Source organism: Mycoplasma sp. 06067-C1-B144P-99-0482-3 (genome assembly GCF_051053925.1).
GTDB classification, from domain to species: Bacteria; Bacillota_I; Bacilli_A; order Mycoplasmatales; family Mycoplasmataceae; genus Mycoplasma; species Mycoplasma leachii.
On sequence record NZ_CP144017.1, the window covers coordinates 907,018 to 926,674 of the forward strand.

Consider the following 19,657-nt stretch of genomic DNA (forward strand, 5'->3'; position numbering starts at 1 on the left):
TTTTTAGCTGTTTTTTTATATATTTTTTTCTATAAAAATCCTAGGTTTTATCGATATTTTGACAAAATAAGCAAAAAAAATAGCATTTCAGCTATTTTTCATATATTCCTATAGTGGTTTTAACAGAAAGTTCTTATTTTATTTTGATTTATTTAAAATCAATAGTTTTTTGACAAAATAAGATAAAAAAATAATGAAAAAATAACTTATTTTTTCCAATAATTAACTATATGAGTTTTTTTATGTGTAACAGCTAATAGTATTTACATTATTTTAACTTTTTACTAATATACAGATAAAAAAAGAGTGGTCCTTATAATCACTCTTTGTTATTAATATAGCTAATTTAAATTAGTTATTTAGATACAATTTGTCTTCAAGTTGGAAGTTTTTTGTTTCCTTTTTCTTCTATTTTTGTATCTTTAGCAAATTCATATTTCTTATTAGATTCAATTTTCTTTTTAAATTCTCATCTGCTTAAATTTTGATCAAATTCTTTAGCTCGTCTTAGCATTCCATTAAAGTTTTCAACAGCTTGTATATTTCATTTTGAAATATCTTGATTAAACTTTTCAGCACCCTCAAACATATAAGCCATATCAATTACTTTTGAAGTATTTCATTTTGAAATATCTTGATTAAATAATACTGCTTCAGTAAACATATTTTTCATACTTGTTACACTATAAGTTTTTCAATTTCCAATATTTCCATTAAATTCTTTTGCATTTTGAAAAGTGTTAGTCATTGAAGTTACTTTTTCAGTATTTCAATTATTTAGATTTTGGTTAAACTTTTCAGTATTTTGAAACATAGCTGCCATATTAGTTAATGAACCAGTATTTCAATTATTTAGATTTTGGTTAAACTTCTTAGCTGAGTGAAACATACTATGCATATCAGTTACTTTTGAAACATCTCAAGAAGAAATATCATTATTAAAACTATCAGTTTGTTTAAACATTCCTCTCATTGAAGTTACTTTATTAGTTTTTCACTCATTTAAGTTTTGATCAAACTTTTTAGCTCTTGTGAACATAAAACTCATATTTGTAACTTCTGAAGTATTTCATTCTGAAATATCTTGATTAAATTCATCAGTTGTATCAAAAACACTAGTCATATCAGTTATTTTTGATGTATCTCAGTATTGAATTCCATCAACTTTAGCAGTTTTTAACCCTTTAAATGCTTCTTTTAGACTAGTAATTTGGCTAGGTAAAGTTGATGGTACTTTTGTCGTAGTTGGTTTGAATGGAACAATTTGGATTTTTCCATCACTATTTTCAAAAAACCCAATTTGCACACATTGATCATTCTTATAGATAGCTTTTTGTAGGTAATTTTTTACTTCACCTTGGATAGATTCGGGAGTATATTCTTGTGCTTTAGTTCATTGTGAATTTGTACAACTTAAAACAGAAAATGTAGGTAAAACTAATAAAGAAGTTGAACCCAAAATTGTTAATAATTTCTTCATATTATTTACTTTCATATATTTACACTAATAATTATACTAAATTTCTGTTTTTTATCTAGCCTTTTAAAAATTATTTACCCTTCAATACCTAGTTTTTCTCTAACTAAAGTGGCTATAGTTGTAACTTTTGGACCATAAATAATTTGTACTTGATTTCCAATTTCTTTATATCCATAAGGTTTAGTTTTATCAACAATTGATTTATCAAACTTACTAATATCATGCATTGTCACTCTTAATCTAGTTACACAATTTGCCATGATTTTAATATTTTCAGCTTCACCACAACCAATAATAATGTTGTTAATGAATTCATTATCAAATTCATCTTCTTTAGTATCTTTTTGTTTTGTTTCTAGTTTTTGTTTTTCTAATTGTTTTGCTTGTTTATATTCTTTTTTACTAATTAGTTTTGCAGTATTTTTATTTCTTCCTGGAGTTTTAAAATTTAATTTAATAATCATAAAATAAAATGTAATAAAATAAATTCCCATCATTAAAAGACCAATTACAAATAATCCTCAAAATCCTTGAATATTTCTAGCATTAATTAAATTAACAATTGCTCATGTAATAATTCCACTACCTCTAGTTGAAACTTGTGCAAAACCACATAAATACATAAACATATAAGTAAATCCAGTATAAAAAATATGAATAACAAATAATAAAGAAGCAGTAAATAAAAATGTAAATTCAATAGGTTCAGTAGCTCCAGATAAAGCTGAAGGTAATAAAGCTGAAATAATTCCAGTACCATAAATTTTTCTATTTTCTTTAGGTATTGCAAAATACATAACTAAAGCAGCACCTGTTAAACTAAAAATATTAGTTGGAAAAGTACCATTAATAATTCAAGTATCTTGAGCAGTTAATTTAATATTTTCACCAAGTTTAGCAATAGCTACAGCATAAATACCTGTAACTAATTTCCCATCCTTATCAGTTGAAATCTACTAAGTATTCTGATGTTCTAACATTCACGTTCTCTAATACATTAGATTTGGGTAAATTTAAAAAAGAAAATAATGCTGTTTCTCAATTAAAAGTTAAGAAAAAAATAGCAGAAATTTTAGGTCAAGAAGAAAAGGATTTATGACAATTAAAAGTTGATTATGAGAACAGAAAAGGATCTGGATCTGTTAAGTCAACAAAAACTCCTGGTACATTAAAAATTAAATTTACAATCGAATAATCTAAAATATAATACAATATTTATTAATTAAAACACTTAGTTTAAACTATATACTAAACAAATTAGCAAGATTTTGATATTTTCAAGATCTTGCTTTTTTCTTGTTAAAGATTACTCATAAGTTCATTTCTATAATCTTATATTCTATAATTATTCATATCTAATGGTTCTAAAAGCAGTTCTATCAAAAATATATTGACACTATATATATATATATATATATATATATATATTATAATGTGTCTTATCAAAAGATAAACAACCAATTGGAAGTGACATTATATGAAAAAATTATTAACAATATTAGGATCTGTTGGTTTAGTTGCCACAACTAGTGCTGCAGTAATTGCTTGTGGTAATAAAACTTCGCAAAAAACTCCAGATAAAAAAGAAGAAGTTAAGCCTACTGAAGAGAAGAAAGAAGAAGTTAAGCCTACTGAAGAGAAGAAAGAAGAAAAAGAAGAAGATAAAAATAATGAAGAAAAGCAAAAAAATGAACCAAAACCAATAAATACTGAAAATGATAAAAAAAATTCTGAGGTCATAAAAGCTATTGTAAAAGAACAAGAAGACGCATTTGCAACGTTTCACAATCGTAAAGACTTCTTAGACCAAATAAAAGTTTTTGCTAAAGAAAAAGGAATTGAAAACTTAAAACTGGCTAATGGAGATGAAAATACAACTTTTGTAGAAGGTAATAATAACCCAGAAAATAAGGTTAAATTACGTTTAGGGACTTATGAATTCGATGTACACTTGGGAAGTGTTTTAAAAGATAGAGTGGCTACAAAATATTATATTGAAAATGATAATAAAAAAATTATTGAAGATCAAGATGACAAGTTTTCAAATCTAAAAAATAATGAGCAAAATGTACAAAATGTAGTTATTACTCAAATAGGTTATTCATTGAAAAAAAGATATCTTGATCATGATTTTGGAAAGACAATACAAATATATAAAATGCCAGAAAATACAAAAAAAGTTCCAAAACATCTTCCTTTGAAAATTAAAAGTCTAGAAAATGCTTTTAAAAACTTTAAATTTGAAAAAGTTTTAAATTTAGATAACTGAAATGTTTCTAATGTAATAAATATGGAATCAATGTTTTATGAAGCAGAAAAATTCAATCAAAATATTTCAAAATGAAATACTGAAAATGTAAAAATAATGACAAGTTTATTTATTGGTGCAAAAAATTTTAACCAACCACTTAATTCGTGAAATGTGTCTAATGTAAGTCAAATGTCTGAAATGTTCCGTGAGGCAATTAATTTTAACCAAGATTTAAATGATTGAGATGTTTCTAATGTAACAGATATGGAATCAATGTTTCAAGATGCAAAATCTTTTAATGGAAAAATAGACAAATGAAATGTTGAGAAAGTTGAGAAATTAGGTGAAATGTTCCTTCGTGCGACTAAATTTTCACAAGACTTGTCAAAATGAAAAATTAAAAATAATGTAGCAAAAAAAGCAAGTAGTATATTCGATCATACATATAAATTCAGAGAACAAGTATTAAAAGCCTGAGAAAAGAATTAAATAAAAAGTTCCAGAAATATGTACTATAGAAGACGGGATAGAACCATTATCTCGTCTTTTTTTGAATATTTTTCCAAAATTTTTAGTCCGTGTTTATGGTAGCGGGGGGATGTGAGTTGTTTTTTTGTAAATAAATATAATCCAACGTTTTTTTGTAAATAAATATAAACATATTAAAAATAAATGATAATATTATATTGCTATTAATACCTAAGACAGTAACGGGGTTATTCCCTTAATTATGTTACCGAGGAAAAAACTTGTTTTAAAAAACATTTTTTGTTTTGTCCTTGGTTTAGTGTTACTAGCCAAGGTTTTTATTTTTTTATTTTATTTAATAAAAGGAGGAGTCTAAATGTCAAATTCAAGACCTGCTCATGCACGTAAAGCTGAAATAGTTGCTGAAATTGTTTCAAAAATTAAGAGTGCTCAAGGTGTTGCAATTGCTGAATACAAGCATTTAACAGTTGCTAAAATGACTGAATTAAGAGTTCAAGCCTTAAAACAAAATATTGATATTAAGGTTTATAAAGATTCACTTGTAAGAAGAGCTGTTGAAGAATTAGGTTTAGTTGATTTAATTCCATTTTTAACTCAGCAAAATGTATTTATTTTTTCAAATGAAGATTCAATTTCTGCAGCTAAATTAGTTGCAAATTTTGCTAAGAAAAATGAAGCTCTTAAATTAAAAGCTGGTATTTATGAAGGAAAAGTTGTTGATACTGTTGGAATCAATGAAGTTGCTTCATTACCATCAAAAGAAGAACTATACTCAATGTTTGCTTCAAGCTTACTATACCCATTGAGAAAAGTTATGGCTGCTATTAACGCAGTTGCTGAAACTAGAAATTAATAAGCTATACAACTATTATGTATTAGTAGCAATATTTTTAAAAAAATATAAAGGAGAATTAATATCATGTCAATTACAAAAGACGAAATTATTAAAGCATTAGAAGAAATGAAATTAAACGAATTAAACGAATTAGTTAAAGCTATTGAAGATCATTTTGGTGTTGTTGCATCAGTTGGTGTAGCTGCTGCTGCTCCAGCAGAAGCTGCAAATGCTGCTCCAACTGAAGTTTCAGTTGTTATGACTTCTGTTGGACAACAAAAAGTTGCAGTTATTAAAGTAGTTAAAGAATTAACTGGTGTTGGTTTAATGGATGCTAAAAAAATAGTTGATGGAACAATGCCTGTAACTATTAAAGAACATGTAAAACCAGAAGAAGCTGAAGAAATGAAAGCTAAATTAGTTGAAGCTGGAGCTTCAATTGATTTAAAATAGTTGAATTTTTAAATAAATTTTAAACTCACCATAATGGGTGAGTTTTTGTGTGTTTAATTGCTTTTTATAGTAAAAAAAAATATAATTAAATAATCGAGTGTAGTTTAGTTGTTAAGAGCTTCTGCTATACTCTATCTTATTTTTTTGGTTAAGTATAAAAGGATAAAATTAATGAGTTTTGACTATTTTTTAAACACCAAATTACTTAATAAAATCAATAAAAAATTAGAAAATAATATGTTCAAAACACCACTTTTTTATTCAACAAAACAAAAATTAACTTTTAATTTTGTTGATAAAGTATCTAAAGATCGATTTTTAAGTTATTATACAAAAGCTTTTTATGATGTTTTTTTAGAATCTGATGTTGAAAAAAAACTAAGAATTTATGAACTTGCTTTTTTAGTGATTATAGAAACTAAAACTAATTTAGATTTTTTAACTATCTTAAAAATTTTTAAAGAAATTAAAAAAGGTAAAAGGCCAACTAATTATTTAGAAAGATTAATTTTTAATGTTATTTATGCTTATGAATATATTAAAAAACCTAAAGTTTTAGTTAATGAAGATAATTTAGAAATGCTAATAAGTATTTTGTTATTAGGATTAGAATTTGATCTTGATTTAAAAACTAATTATTATAGAACACCAAAAACTAAGACAATAACTTCTAATGCTTTATCTAGCCAATTAATTAGTAAAGAATTAGAAAATTTGTTTAATTATTTAAATTTTTTACAAGTTAATAGTCTTTGTACTTATAGTCAAACCTTTTTATTATTTAGTACTTTGATTATGATTTCACCATTTCAAAAATATAATTTAATATTTATAACTTTATTTAGTCAATGAATTTCATTTCAACATAATAGTTCAAATAAATTAATTATTCCTATTAGTTGATTTTTAAAAAACTTAAATAATTATTTATTAGAATTTAATAATCTTAATACTGATTTTCAAGCTGATAATCTTATAGATCTTTTAAGCAATGATTATTTAAGAAGTATTAATATGTATAACCATGCAAGTTGTGTTTATAAATGAATTATAAAAGATAAAAAAAGGTTGTGAATATTTGAAGATGATGCTAGTTTTATTGTTTTAACTTTATTTTTAGAAAATTCATCAAATTTATCTTTTAATAACATAAAAAGTTTATTAACAATTAATAAAATTAAGTTATTAAATGAAGAACAAATTAAAAATACATTAGATAAGCTAGTGCTTGATAATGTTTTAAAAACAACAAATGATCATGTTGTTAAATATGTATTAGTTGATAAATATTTAGAAAAATCTAAATATTTAGTAAATATGAAAGGACTATACAATGGCTTATAAAATTAGAAAAATCAATCGTAATGTAGAACGTCGTGATTATACTAAAGTATCAATGAATCTTTCTTTGCCAAATTTAATTGGTATTCAAACTGAAACTTTTGAATGATTTAAAACTAAAGGAATTCAAGAAGTTTTAGATGAATTTTTCCCAATTTTATCATTTGATGGATCTAGTGTTTTAACTTTAGAAAATTGAGGTTTTAAAGAACCTAGATTATCTGTTAGACAAGCAAGAGAAGAATCAAAAATTTATGATGCCCCAATTTATGCAAATTTAAAATTATCAGTTAATAAAACTGAAGAAATTCAAAAAGAATTTGATGGTGTTGATCAAGAAGATACTTTAAAAGTTTTAACTCATTGACTAGAAGAAAAAACTGGTAATGGTAATATAACTTTTAAACAACAATCTCAAAATTCATACTTTTTTGAATTAACTATTAAAAAATCAGAAAAACCAGATCTAATTCAAATTGATATTATTGAAGATAAAAAAACTTCATTGATTTGTAATGTATCTATTTATAAATCAGGTGAAGTGTTTTTAGGTGATTTTCCATTAATGACAGAAGCTGGAACTTTTATTATTAATGGTTCTCAAAAAGTTATTGTATCTCAATTAGTAAGATCTCCAGGAGCTTATTTTAATAAAGAATTAAATCGTAAAACTGGAGAGATGATTTATTTTGCAGACATTATTCCAAGTAGAGGAACTTGATTAGAATATGAAACTGATTCTAAAAAAATTGGAAATGATGCAATTAATCCTTTATATGTAAAAATTGATAAATCAAGAAAAACTACAGCTACTTCTTTATTATTATCTTTTGGTATTAGTAAAGATGATATTTTAAATATTTTTGATAATGATGAAGTATTAGTTGAAACTTTACAACAAGACTCAATTATTGGTGATTTTAAAATAGATTGATCAAATCAAGTTCAAGAAATTTATAAAAAGATTAGACAAGGTGAAACTGCAACTAGTGAAGGTGCTTCTAAATTTATTAATAGTATTTTATTTGATAAAAGAAAATATGATTTAACTAAAGCTGGAAGATTTAAACTAAAACAAAAACTTTCTATTAAAAACAGAATTTTAAATAGAGTTATAGCTGAAGATATTCTTGATGCTAATAATAATGTATTAATAGCTAAAGGTACTGAAGTTACTAAAAATAATATTCAAAAAATTTCTAATATTTTAGATCAAGATATAATGAGTATTGATTTAAAATATTTATCTGACATTCCAGGAACTAGAAAAGTTCAAAAAATTAGAGTTTATAAAGATAGTGAACTAAAAACTGATACTACTTGTCTAATTGGTTTAACTAGTTCATCTAATGAAGAATTTATAACAGTAGCTGATATTTTATCAACTGTTTCTTATTTATTAAACTTAAAATATAACATTGGTGAAATTGATGATATTGATAATTTAGGAAATAGAAGAGTTAGAACTGTTGGTGAATTATTACAAAATCAATTTAGAATGGGATTAAACCGTATTGATAAAAATGTTAAAGAAAAATTAGCTACAAGTGATTTGTATAAAGTTAGAACTTCAACAATTATCAACGCAAAGCCTTTAACTGCAATTATTGGTGAGTTCTTTAATTTATCACAATTGTCTCAATTTATGGATCAAATTAATCCATTATCAGAATTAACTAATAAACGTAGATTAACAGCTTTAGGACCTGGTGGTTTATCAAGAGATAGAGCAGGATTAGAAGTACGTGACGTTCACCCATCTCATTATGGAAGAATTTGTCCTATTGAAACTCCAGAAGGACCAAATATTGGATTGATTAATAACTTATCAACTTATGCAAGAGTTAATGAATATGGATTTATTACAACTCCATATAGAAAAGTTATTAACGGAATTATTCAAAATGATCAAGTTGAATATTTAACAGCTGATCAAGAAAAAAACTTTATTATTGCTCAATCTAATGTTAATCAAGATGAAAATGGAAAAATTCTAGATGAAATTATAGTTTCACGTTTTAATGGTGATGACTATATGGCTAGAGTTGAAGAAATTCACTATATTGATGTTTCTCCAAAACAAATTGTTTCAGTTGCTACAAGTGGTATTCCATTTTTAGAAAACGATGATGCCAACCGTGCTTTAATGGGTGCTAACATGCAACGTCAAGCAGTACCTTTAATTAAACCAGAATCACCAATTGTTGCTACTGGTATTGAATTTGAAGCAGCACGTGATTCAGGAGAAGCTATTGTTGCAAAAGAAGATGCAATTGTTAAATATGTTGATTCAAAAACAATTATTACTGATGGAGAATCTGGAATTAGAACTTATATCTTATCAGATTATGAAAGATCAAATAATGGAACTTCATTAACTCAATCACCAATTGTTAAAGTTGGAGATGTTGTTAAAAAAGGTGAAATTATTGCTGATGGTCCATCAATGGATCAAGGTGAATTAGCAATTGGTCAAAATGTTGTTGTTGCCTTTTCAACTTATAATGGATACAACTTTGAAGATGCTATTGTTATGAGTGAAAGAATTGTTATAGATGATCGTTTTACTTCAATTCATATTGATGAATATACTTTAGAAGTAAGAAATACAAAACAAGGTCAAGAAGAAGTAACTAGAGAAATTCCTAATATGTCAGAACAAGCTAAAAGACATTTGGATGCTGAAGGAATTGTAGCTATTGGTACTGAAGTAAAAGTTGGAGATGTTTTAGTTGGAAAAGTAACTCCAAAAGGACAAGTTCAACTTTCTCCAGAAGATAAGTTACTACATGCTATATTTGGTGAAAAATCTAGAAATGTTAAAGATAATTCATTAAGAGTTCCAAATGGTGGAGAAGGAATTGTTCAGTCAATTAAACGTTTTAAAGCAAAAAGTGCATCAAATCCTGATGGAATTGAATTACCAGCTGACATTATAGAAGTAATTAAAGTTTATGTTGTCCAAAAACGTAAAATTCAAGAAGGAGATAAAATGTCTGGTCGACATGGAAACAAAGGTATTATTTCGAGAATTTTACCTGTTGAAGACATGCCACATCTAGAAGATGGAACACCAGTTGATATTATCTTAAATCCACAAGGGGTTCCTTCACGTATGAATATTGGTCAAATTTTAGAAATTCATTTAGGAATGGCTGCTAAAAAATTAAATCAAAAAGTTATTACTCCTGTTTTTGAAGGATTAAATGAAAAAGAATTAGAAGAAATAATGGCTGAAGCTGGTATGACAAATTATGGTAAAGTTACTTTGATTGATGGTCAAACTGGTGAACCATTTGATAAACCAATTGCAGTTGGAGTTATGTATATGTTAAAACTATCTCACATGGTTGATGATAAAATACATACACGTAACGTTGGTCCTTATTCATTAATTACTCAACAACCATTAGGAGGAAAAGCTCAAAATGGTGGTCAACGTTTTGGAGAAATGGAAGTATGAGCTTTAGAAGCTTATGGAGCTGCTCACACACTACGTGAAATTCTAACAATTAAATCAGATGATATTAAAGGTCGTTCAAAAACTTATGAAGCAATTGTTAGATCAAAAAGAATTCCTGAACCTGGAATTCCAGAATCATTTAATGTTTTATCAAAAGAAATTATGGGTCTAGGATTTAATATGTATATGATTGATGAAACTGGTGAAAAATCAGTAATTAATGCATATGATAAAACAGACTTTGAAGCTGATAATTATGATGATGAAATTCTAATCAAAACTGATAATTTATACATTGATGATCAAGATGTTGATGCTGAATTTGAAGATTTAACTTATGTTGATGAAAATGATATTTTAAAATCATTTGAACTAGATAATGAAGAAGAATAATTGGGGGCAAATATGGAAAATTTAAATCGTAAAAAAGCAATAAAAATTGAATTAGCTAACCCTGATACAATTCGCTCATGATCACATGGAGAAGTTTTAAAACCAGAAACTATTAACTATAAAACATTAAAAGCCGAAAGAGATGGCTTATTTGATGAAAGAATTTTTGGTCCAACTAAAAATTATGAATGTGTTTGTGGAAGATATAAAAAAGCTAACCCTATGAATAAAGGGAAAAAATGTGAAAAATGTGGTGTTGAATTAACTGAATCAATCGTTCGTAGAGAAAGAATGGGACATATTGAGTTAGAAGAACCAGTTACTCACATTTGAATGCTTAAAGTTGCTCCTTATAGAATTGCTGCAATCTTAGATTTAAAAGCAAAAGAATTAGAAGAAGTAGTTTACTTTGTTTCTCATATTGTTTTAGAACAAGGTAATCAAAATCATTTTCTAGAAAAAGAAGTTTTAGATTTAGGTTCATCAAGAATTACTAAAACTAGAGAAAAACTACAACTATCAATTTTAGATGTTATTGATCAAATTAATGATCCTGAGCATAGAGATACTAAAAAAGCTAATAGATTATTAGAAGAATTAAAAAATACTTCTATTCCATTTTCAATTGATGAAGCAACTAGTTTAATTAGTAAATATACTAATGCAAAATTTGGGATTGGAGCTAGAGCTGTTGAATATCTATTAGAAAAAGTAGATTTAACTAAAGAAATTGAAGCAATCAAAATTCAACTTGAAAATTCTAAAAAAACCCCAAATGAAAGAACTAAATTATTAAAACGTTTAGAAACTTTTGATTCTTTAAAACGTTCTAAACAACGTCCTGAATGAATGGTTATGAGAGTAATTCCAGTTATTCCACCAGATATTCGTCCTATTATTCAATTAGATGGTGGTCGTTTTACTACTTCTGAAATTAATGATTTATACAGAAGAATCATTATTAGAAATGAAAGATTAAAAAAAGTTAAAGAAATGGGTGCGCCTTCAATTATTGTTAATAATGAAAAGCGTATGTTACAAGAAGCTGTTGATGCTTTATTTGATAATGAAAGAAAACCAAAACCAGTTCAAGGAAAAAACAAACGTCCATTAAAATCTTTAACTAGTGTTTTAAAAGGAAAACAAGGCCGTTTTAGACAAAACTTATTGGGAAAACGTGTTGATTATTCAGCTAGATCAGTTATTGCAATTGGACCAGATCTAAAAATGTATCAAGCAGGTTTACCAAGAGAAATGGCAATTACTTTATTTAAGCCATTTGTAATTCAATGACTTCAAGATCATGAGTATGCTGAAAATGTAAAAATTGCTGAAAAAATGTTATTACAAAATGATCCAAAAGTTTGAGAAGCACTAGAACAAGTAATTAAAGATAGACCTGTTTTATTAAATCGTGCTCCTACATTACACCGTTTAGGAATTCAAGCATTTGAACCTAAGTTAGTTAAAGGAAAGGCAATTCGTTTACACCCACTAGTTACAACTGCATTTAATGCTGACTTTGACGGGGATCAAATGGCAGTTCACGTACCTATTACAAAAGAAGCTGTTGCTGAATCAAGAGCTTTAATGTTAGGTTCAAGTGCTATTTTAGGACCAAAAGATGGAAAAGCAATTGTTACTCCTGGTCAAGATATTATTTTAGGAAACTACTATTTAACTACTGAAGAAAAAAACGCTAAAGGTCAAGGAATGATTTTTTCAAGTTTAGATGAAGCGTTTATGGCTTATAATAGTGGTCAAATTCATTTAAACTCATTAATTGGAATTGCTTTATCAGCTTTACCTAAACAAAAATTTAGTGATAAAAATCAAAGATTAAATTCTTATTTACTAACAACTGTTGGAAAACTTTACTTTAATCAAATTTTTGATGATAATTTCCCATGAATCAATTCAAATAATATTTGAAATGCTAAAGAAGCGGTTAAAGAATTTATTTATGATTTTTCACAAGACATTAATAATGTAATTGAAAATATTCAAGTTCAACAACCAATTAAGAAAAAAGAATTATCACTTATTATTGAAAGATACTTTGAAATTCATGGAGCTAGAAAAACTGCTGAAATGCTAGATAAGATGAAAGATCTAGGATTTAGTTTTTCAACAAAATCAGGAACTACAATTTCAGCTGGAGATGTTGTTGCCTTTACTCATAAATATGATGAATTTAAAGAAGCAGATCAAAAAGTTGAACAAATTACTGATTTTTACAATATGGGTATGTTAACTAATAGTGAAAAGAAACGTCGAATTATTGATGTCTGATCAGAAGTTAAAGATAAAATTCAAAATGAATTAGCAACAGTATTGCGTAAAGATGTTAAAAATCCAATTTTTGTAATGGTTGATTCAGGAGCTCGTGGTAATGTTTCAAACTTTACTCAATTAGTTGGTATGCGTGGATTGATGAACGATACTAAGGGAGATATTAAAGAAATTCCTATTAAGTCATCATTCCGTGAAGGATTGACTGTTTCAGAATACTTTGTTTCAACTCATGGAGCTAGAAAAGGTATGGCTGATATTGCTTTAAAAACTGCTGATTCAGGTTATTTAACTAGAAGATTAGTTGACGTTAGTCAAGAAATTGTTGTTGTTAATGAAGATTGTGAACCAAGTAAAGGATTTGAAGTATCAGCTATTATTGATACAAAACATGATAATGTTATTGTTCCACTAAAAGATAGATTAGTTGGAAGATTTACATTTGAAGACATTTATGATGATGATAAAAACCTAGTTGCTTTTGCTAATACATTAATTGATAAAAATATTGCTGAAAAAATTATTATGTCAGGAATTAGTTCAGTAGTTATTAGATCGGTTTTAACTTGTGATAACAAACGTGGTGTTTGTCAAAAATGTTATGGATTAAACTTAGCTACTGCTTCAGTTGTTAATATTGGTGAACCAGTTGGAGTTATTGCTGCTCAATCAATTGGAGAACCAGGAACTCAATTAACAATGCGTAACTTCCATACAGGAGGAGTTGCTGGTAATGTTGATATTACTCAAGGGCTTCCACGTATTAAAGAATTATTAGACGTTACAACTCCAAAAGGCGCTGTTGCTATAATTTCTGAAGTTGATGGAGTAGTTAGTGAAATTGAAGATTATAATGGTGTATTTGTAATTAATATTGTTACTGAAAATGAAGAAGTTAAAAAGTATAAAACTGAATTTAACTCAGTATTACGTGTTGAACAAGGTTCAAGTGTTGTTGCTGGTCAAAAATTAACTGAAGGAGCTATTGATTTACACCAATTATTAGAATTTGGTGGAATTCAAGATGTACAAAATTACATTTTAAAAGAAGTTCAAAAAGTTTATAGATTACAAGGTATTGAAATTTCAGATAAATATATTGAAATCATCATTAAACAAATGTTAAACAAAGTAAAAATTACTGATAGTGGTGGTTCTGATTTATTACCTGGAGAAATTATTACAATTCAAAACTATAAAGAAGTAGTACAAGATTGCATTATTAAATCAATTAGGCCACCTTTATCAAAAGCTCAAATCTTTGGTATTAAAAAAGCACCTTTAGAATCAAGTTCATGATTATCTTCTGCTTCATTCCAAGATACTGCTAGAGTATTAACTAGAGCAATTATTAAAGGAAAAGAAGATAAATTAGAAGGATTAAAAGAAAATATTATGTTAGGTAATTTAATTCCAGCTGGTACTGGTTTAACTGGAACTCAAGAAGTTGAACAACTAGCAGAACAATACCATAACAATGAATATTAATAATTAAATCTCATTTTAAATGAGATTTTTTTATTTTAAAAGATTAGTATAATTAATATATATGTAAAAATGTTATTTAAAAGTTATGAAAAAGATTTTAAGTTTAATTAGTTTATTTAGTTTAATTACTAGTTCATCTTTATTAGTTATTAGTTGTACTCATAATTATTCATGCACTAATAAAATTCCAACAATTCCAAATACTAATAAAAAACCTGAAACTCCAAATGAAAAAATTCCAGAAAATGTACCAAATCATAGTGACAATAAACCAGAAATTCCTAAAACACCTGACAACAATAATCTAAAACCTAATGATCAAAATAATCATTCAGATAATTCAGAAAACTCTAACTACACACCAAGTAATATAACTAAATTAGTTTATGAACCTAACAAGATTTATGAAGTTGAAAAAAATCCTGAATACTTTACAGATTTCCATTTATTCAGTTCAGATTTTTTGTTAAATAATTCAGCTTATACAATTAGTAGATCTACAAACAAATTTCATACGGCTAAACATAATATGAATGTGTTTTTAAAAACTGGTAATTATAATAATCCAGTTGATTTTAGAAGTATTTATAATTCAAATACTGATGATAAATTTTGAAAACACACAAAAGATATTGGTTGGTATGGTGATTTAGGTAAAACTGATGAAGAAAAAGTAGCTTTTTATAATGACCATATATCAGTTGATGGAATGGTAAAACAAGCATATTTAAAAAACTTTAAAGCAGAAGAAATTGGTTCTAGTAAATCCTTAAACTTTGATTTTAATAGTTTTATTTTAGGAAATCCTTTTGGATTTTTACCATCAAACTTAAGTCAGTTATTTTATTACATGGATTTTGAATCAATTACTCAATTATTTAATGTTGGTAAAGTTATCGATATTAAAACTAATTTTGATGATAAGAAAGGTGAATTTGAAATTCTATTAACCAACTCCAATGGCGAGAAATACTATAAAAAAATTGATAAACAAAATACAAAATCTTTAAAAAGTGATTCTGATTATTATAAATACATTAATGACAGAAGTTTTAATATACTTATTGGTCTTAAAAAATGAAAAACAGATAAATTTAAACTACAAGAGCCATCAATTGAAATTGATCACATAGGTGGAACAGCTTGAGTAATAGATAGAACAATTAATGAAGAACTTGAAAGACAAGATTATTATGAGTTGTTAGTAGCAACTAATATACATGTATTTAGTTTAAGAGATGCCTTTGATAAATCACTGCACTTTGATATTAATAATAAGAATCAAAGATATTTTAATGATTGAAATGCTAGTTTTTGAGATTATGAAACATTTAAAGACCAAAATACAATACCACACATATCTGCAAGTAGATTAAATAGTAACAATTTTGATTCTAATGAAATAAAAGTTGATAGTTCGCTTGAACAAACATTTGAAATTCAAAATGAATACCTAACTGCACCATACTATACTCCTAGATATTCAGTTTCTGGATTAAGAAGCAAAGTATATGATGATGGTTTAGCATATTTTGAGGAATTTGATAAAACTAGTCTTATGGCAAAAACAAAAAATGGTGGTGCTGATTTTGTTATTTTAAAACTAAAAATAAAGAAGAACAAATTAAAACACATTTTACCAGAGTTAGATAAAGTTATTGGAAAAGAAGAAGAGAAAAACTGGCATATAGGTTTAGGTTGAAATGAAAAACATTCACCTATAAAAACCCAATTCTATGCAGGATATCCAGCTAAAAATTACGATTATAGCAAAAGAAAATTTGATTATGTATTTAAAACTAACAAATCAATAGGTGGGATTATTAGTACTCAAAACAGAAGTGTTGATGCAAATAATTTTAAAAGTTTATGAACTAAGTATGATGAAAAAGAAAATAAAGACTGAAATTCACATCATGAAAATTGAAAAAAATATACTGAACCATTTATAAAAGATCAACACGGAATGGTTAAAACTGTTTTAACTCAACATTCATCTTTATTTACAAGAATAGAAAAAAATGAAGATCATAAAGCTTTAGATGAAGGTTCATCTGGATCAATGGCTATTGATTCTTCATTTAATTTAATTGGTATTAATTATTTACTTACTAGTGATGATAAACATAATACAATAACAAATGCAATTAGTTTAATGCAAGGTCAAAGTGATTATGAAAATGGATTTGATGGAAATATAAGAACTGATTTTATTAAAAAATTAAAAAAAGATAATTTAATTACTGTTAAATTAAATCCAAATAAAAAATAGCTAAAACTCTAAAGCCCAGCTATTCCTGTATCTAGTACATAAACATTATAATAACCAAGTTTGTTTAAGTGTCTAGCTGTTAAACCTGATCGGTTACCATGATTACATACAAAAATTAGTTTAGTATCTAAATTAGGTCATCTTTTATTAACGTTATCTAAAACTTCTGGATAAGAGATATTAGTACTTGGTAAAAATTTTTCAAAATTTTCATATTCATACTTATCTCTAACATCAATTACTTGTCAACCTTTATCTAGTAATTCAAAAAACTTATCATTAGATATTTCAATAAATTTTTTCATTAAGCTCACCTAATAATATTTTACTTGCTAAAAATTCTTAAAAATATTATTGTAAAATATTTTAAAAGAGAGGTTAGTATGTCAAATCGAATTTATATAGGAAATGATCATAGTGCAGTTGAAATGAAACAAGCAATTGTTAATCATTTAAAATCAAAAAATTATGAAGTAATTGATCTAGGAAATAATGATGGTAAATCTTGTAATTATGCAAAAATAGGTCAAACTGTAGCTGAACATGTTGTAAAAGATACTAATAGTAGAGGTATTGTAATTTGTGGAACTGGAATTGGTATTAGTATAGCTGCTAATAAAGTTAAAACTGCAAGAGCTGCTTTAGTATATGAAAAAGAAACAACTGAATTAGCAAGAATTCATAATGATGCAAACATTATAGCACTAGGAGCTAGAATGATTGCAATACCAAAAGCCATAAATTTGGTTGATATCTTTTTAAATACACCATTTGAAGGTGGAAGACATATAGAAAGGGTTGATACATTAAATGAATACAAAAATTAATTCAAAAATAAGAGAATCATTAAATAAAGAATTAAAAAGACAACAATCTCACATTGAATTAATTGCTTCTGAAAACTATGTTTCTCAAGCTGTTTTAGAATTAAATGGTTCTGTTTTAACTAATAAATATGCTGAAGGTTATCCTGGTAAAAGATATTATGGTGGTTGTGAATTTATTGATGAAATTGAAAGTTTAGGAATTCAAACTGCTAAAGAATTGTTTCATGCCGAACATGCTAACATTCAACCTCATTCAGGAAGTCAAGCAAATGATGCTGCTTATAAGGCTTTATTAGAACCAAAAGATCGTGTTGTTGCTATGAGTTTAGACGCTGGTGGTCATTTAACTCATGGATATCCTATTAATTTTTCTGGATATACTTATGATTTTAGATTTTATGGAGTTAATAAAGATACTGAGCAACTAGATTATCAAGAAATTGAACAAATCGTTTTAGAACATAAGCCAAAATTGATTGTAGCTGGTGCAAGTGCTTATTCTAGAATTATTGATTTTAAAAAATTTAAAGAAATTGCAGATAAAGTTGGAGCTTATTTAATGGTTGATATGGCTCATATTGCTGGATTAGTAGCTGCTGGAGTTCATCCAAATCCAATGGAATATGCAGATATTGTGACAACAACTACTCATAAAACTTTAAGAGGAGCACGTGGCGGATTAATTTTATGTAAACAAGAGTTTGCAAAAAAAGTTGACTCAGCAGTATTTCCTAGTTCACAGGGTGGTCCTTTAGAAAATCTAATTGCTGGTAAAACTCAAGCTCTTTTAGAAGCTTCAACTGATGAATTTAAAGAATATGGAAAACAAATTGTAAAAAACACTAAAGCATTAGCTAATGTTTTACAAGAAAATGGTTTAAGACTTGTTGCTGGTGGTAGTGATAATCACTTGATTAATGTAGATATTAAATCTACTTTACAAATTACAGGTAAAAAAGCTGAAAAGATTTTAGAATCAATTGGCATTATTTGTAATAAGAATATGATTCCATTTGATACTGAAAAACCTTTTTATACTTCTGGAATTAGACTTGGAACTCCCGCAATGACAACTAGAGGATTTAAAGAAGAAGAGTTTAAACAAGTAGGACTAATTATTGTTAGTGCTTTAAAAGATCAATCAGAAGAAAATTTAGAAAAATTAGCAAAACAAGTTGCTAGTTTATGCGAAAAATTTCCAATATATCAAAACATTAAATACTAGTTTTAAGTATTCTTTTTTTGAGTACTTTTTTAAAAAATGATTTGCTAATTAATTATTTTTGTTATACAATGAATCGAGCGCATAAAAAAGGAGAATATATTATGGCATTTACAGAAATTAAACACCCATTGATAATAGATAAGCTAACTAGAATGAGAAAAACTGAAACTTCTTCAAAAGATTTTAGAGAAAACTTAAGCGAAATAGCTCAATTAATGGTCTATGAAATTTTTAGGGATCTAAAGCTTGAATCAGTTGATATTGAAACTCCAGTTGCAAAAACTACTGGACATACAATTAATCAACCAGTAGTCTTAGTTCCAATTTTAAGAGCAGGAATTGGAATGTTAGATGGTATTCAAAAATTAATTCCAACAGCAAGAATTGCTCATATTGGATTATATAGAGATGAAAAAACATTAGAAACTCATCAATATTTTGCAAAAACTACTAAAGATATTGATAAAAGTTATGTAATAGTAGTTGATCCAATGTTAGCAACTGGTGGAAGTGCATGTAAAGCAATAGATATTGTTAAAGAATGAGGAGCTAAAGAAATTAAGTTTGTTTGTTTAGTAGCTGTAGAACCTGGTATTAAAAGACTGCAAGAACAACACCCTGATGTTGAAATTTATGCAGCTTCAAAAGATGAAAAATTAAATGAAAAAGGTTATATTGTTCCAGGTTTAGGAGACGCTGGAGATAGAATTTTTGGTACAAAATAATTAAAATTTATAAATGATACATTATGTATCATTTTTTTTATTTACTCTAAAGTTACAGACTTTAAAAAATAAATGTTTTTTTAAAAAGAGAGTAGAATATATATAAGGAGTTTCATATTTCAA

The 19,657-nt window shown here is 26.5% G+C and carries 13 protein-coding genes, 1 pseudogene and 1 other annotated feature; of the genes and pseudogenes, 11 read left to right on the forward strand and 3 right to left on the reverse strand.

The genetic code is table 4. The annotated features are described in order from the left end of the window. Nucleotides 1-355 precede the first annotated feature (355 nt). A complete protein-coding gene (locus V2P32_RS04020) occupies nucleotides 356-1,480 on the reverse strand; it encodes a BspA family leucine-rich repeat surface protein (protein WP_434343416.1) in 1,125 nt (374 codons plus the stop codon). Nucleotides 1,481-1,554: 74 nt separating this feature from the next. Further along, nucleotides 1,555-2,418, reverse strand: a pseudogene (locus tag V2P32_RS04025) (PTS transporter subunit EIIC); the annotation flags it as partial. Nucleotides 2,419-2,483: 65 nt separating this feature from the next. Between V2P32_RS04025 and V2P32_RS04030 the strand changes: the two are divergent. The 8 genes from V2P32_RS04030 to V2P32_RS04065 all read left to right on the forward strand — a co-directional run bounded on the left by V2P32_RS04030 (nucleotide 2,484) and on the right by V2P32_RS04065 (nucleotide 16,757). Then, nucleotides 2,484-2,675 (forward strand): hypothetical protein, encoded by a 192-nt coding sequence (locus V2P32_RS04030; RefSeq protein ID WP_434343417.1) that lies wholly within the window; start codon nucleotides 2,484-2,486, stop codon nucleotides 2,673-2,675. A 282-nt stretch (nucleotides 2,676-2,957) separates the two neighbouring features. Next, nucleotides 2,958-4,220 (forward strand): BspA family leucine-rich repeat surface protein, encoded by a 1,263-nt coding sequence (locus tag V2P32_RS04035; protein WP_434343418.1) that lies wholly within the window; start codon nucleotides 2,958-2,960, stop codon nucleotides 4,218-4,220. A gap of 191 nt (nucleotides 4,221-4,411) precedes the next feature. Then, nucleotides 4,412-4,549 (forward strand) — a sequence feature (ribosomal protein L10 leader region). Between the two features lie 26 nt (nucleotides 4,550-4,575). Then, on the forward strand, nucleotides 4,576-5,073 hold the full coding sequence (rplJ, locus tag V2P32_RS04040) for a 50S ribosomal protein L10 (RefSeq protein ID WP_434343419.1): 498 nt from the start codon (nucleotides 4,576-4,578) through the stop codon (nucleotides 5,071-5,073). A 66-nt stretch (nucleotides 5,074-5,139) separates the two neighbouring features. Beyond that, entirely contained in the window at nucleotides 5,140-5,508 is a 369-nt protein-coding gene (rplL, locus tag V2P32_RS04045) for a 50S ribosomal protein L7/L12 (RefSeq protein ID WP_434343420.1), read from the forward strand. A gap of 171 nt (nucleotides 5,509-5,679) precedes the next feature. Next, on the forward strand, nucleotides 5,680-6,852 hold the full coding sequence (locus tag V2P32_RS04050; protein ID WP_434343421.1) for a hypothetical protein: 1,173 nt from the start codon (nucleotides 5,680-5,682) through the stop codon (nucleotides 6,850-6,852). After that, the gene (locus tag V2P32_RS04055) at nucleotides 6,842-10,705 is read left to right on the forward strand and encodes a DNA-directed RNA polymerase subunit beta (RefSeq protein WP_434343422.1); all 3,864 of its coding nucleotides are present in this window, start codon (nucleotides 6,842-6,844) and stop codon (nucleotides 10,703-10,705) included. The genes V2P32_RS04050 and V2P32_RS04055 overlap by 11 nt, the downstream gene beginning before the upstream one ends. 12 nt (nucleotides 10,706-10,717) lie before the next feature. Continuing rightward, nucleotides 10,718-14,485, forward strand: a complete 3,768-nt coding sequence (gene rpoC, locus V2P32_RS04060) for a DNA-directed RNA polymerase subunit beta' (RefSeq protein ID WP_434343423.1) — start codon at nucleotides 10,718-10,720, stop codon at nucleotides 14,483-14,485. A gap of 85 nt (nucleotides 14,486-14,570) precedes the next feature. Further along, nucleotides 14,571-16,757, forward strand: coding sequence for an MAG2960 family serine endopeptidase lipoprotein (locus V2P32_RS04065; RefSeq protein ID WP_434343424.1), 2,187 nt, complete (start codon nucleotides 14,571-14,573; stop codon nucleotides 16,755-16,757). An 8-nt stretch (nucleotides 16,758-16,765) separates the two neighbouring features. Here the strand turns inward: V2P32_RS04065 and V2P32_RS04070 are convergent, their stop codons facing one another. Further along, the gene (locus V2P32_RS04070; RefSeq protein ID WP_107669984.1) at nucleotides 16,766-17,062 is read right to left on the reverse strand and encodes a rhodanese-like domain-containing protein; all 297 of its coding nucleotides are present in this window, start codon (nucleotides 17,060-17,062) and stop codon (nucleotides 16,766-16,768) included. 78 nt (nucleotides 17,063-17,140) lie between these two features. Here V2P32_RS04070 and rpiB point away from each other — a divergent pair, with 78 nt between their 5' ends. The 3 genes from rpiB (at nucleotide 17,141) to upp (ending at nucleotide 19,534) form a co-directional block, all read left to right on the forward strand. Beyond that, nucleotides 17,141-17,584 (forward strand): ribose 5-phosphate isomerase B, encoded by a 444-nt coding sequence (rpiB, locus tag V2P32_RS04075; protein WP_013447440.1) that lies wholly within the window; start codon nucleotides 17,141-17,143, stop codon nucleotides 17,582-17,584. Then, a complete protein-coding gene (gene glyA, locus V2P32_RS04080; protein ID WP_434343425.1) occupies nucleotides 17,568-18,809 on the forward strand; it encodes a serine hydroxymethyltransferase in 1,242 nt (413 codons plus the stop codon). The genes rpiB and glyA overlap by 17 nt, the downstream gene beginning before the upstream one ends. Before the next feature lie 101 nt (nucleotides 18,810-18,910). Beyond that, the gene (gene upp / locus V2P32_RS04085) at nucleotides 18,911-19,534 is read left to right on the forward strand and encodes a uracil phosphoribosyltransferase (RefSeq protein ID WP_434343426.1); all 624 of its coding nucleotides are present in this window, start codon (nucleotides 18,911-18,913) and stop codon (nucleotides 19,532-19,534) included. Nucleotides 19,535-19,657 lie beyond the last annotated feature (123 nt).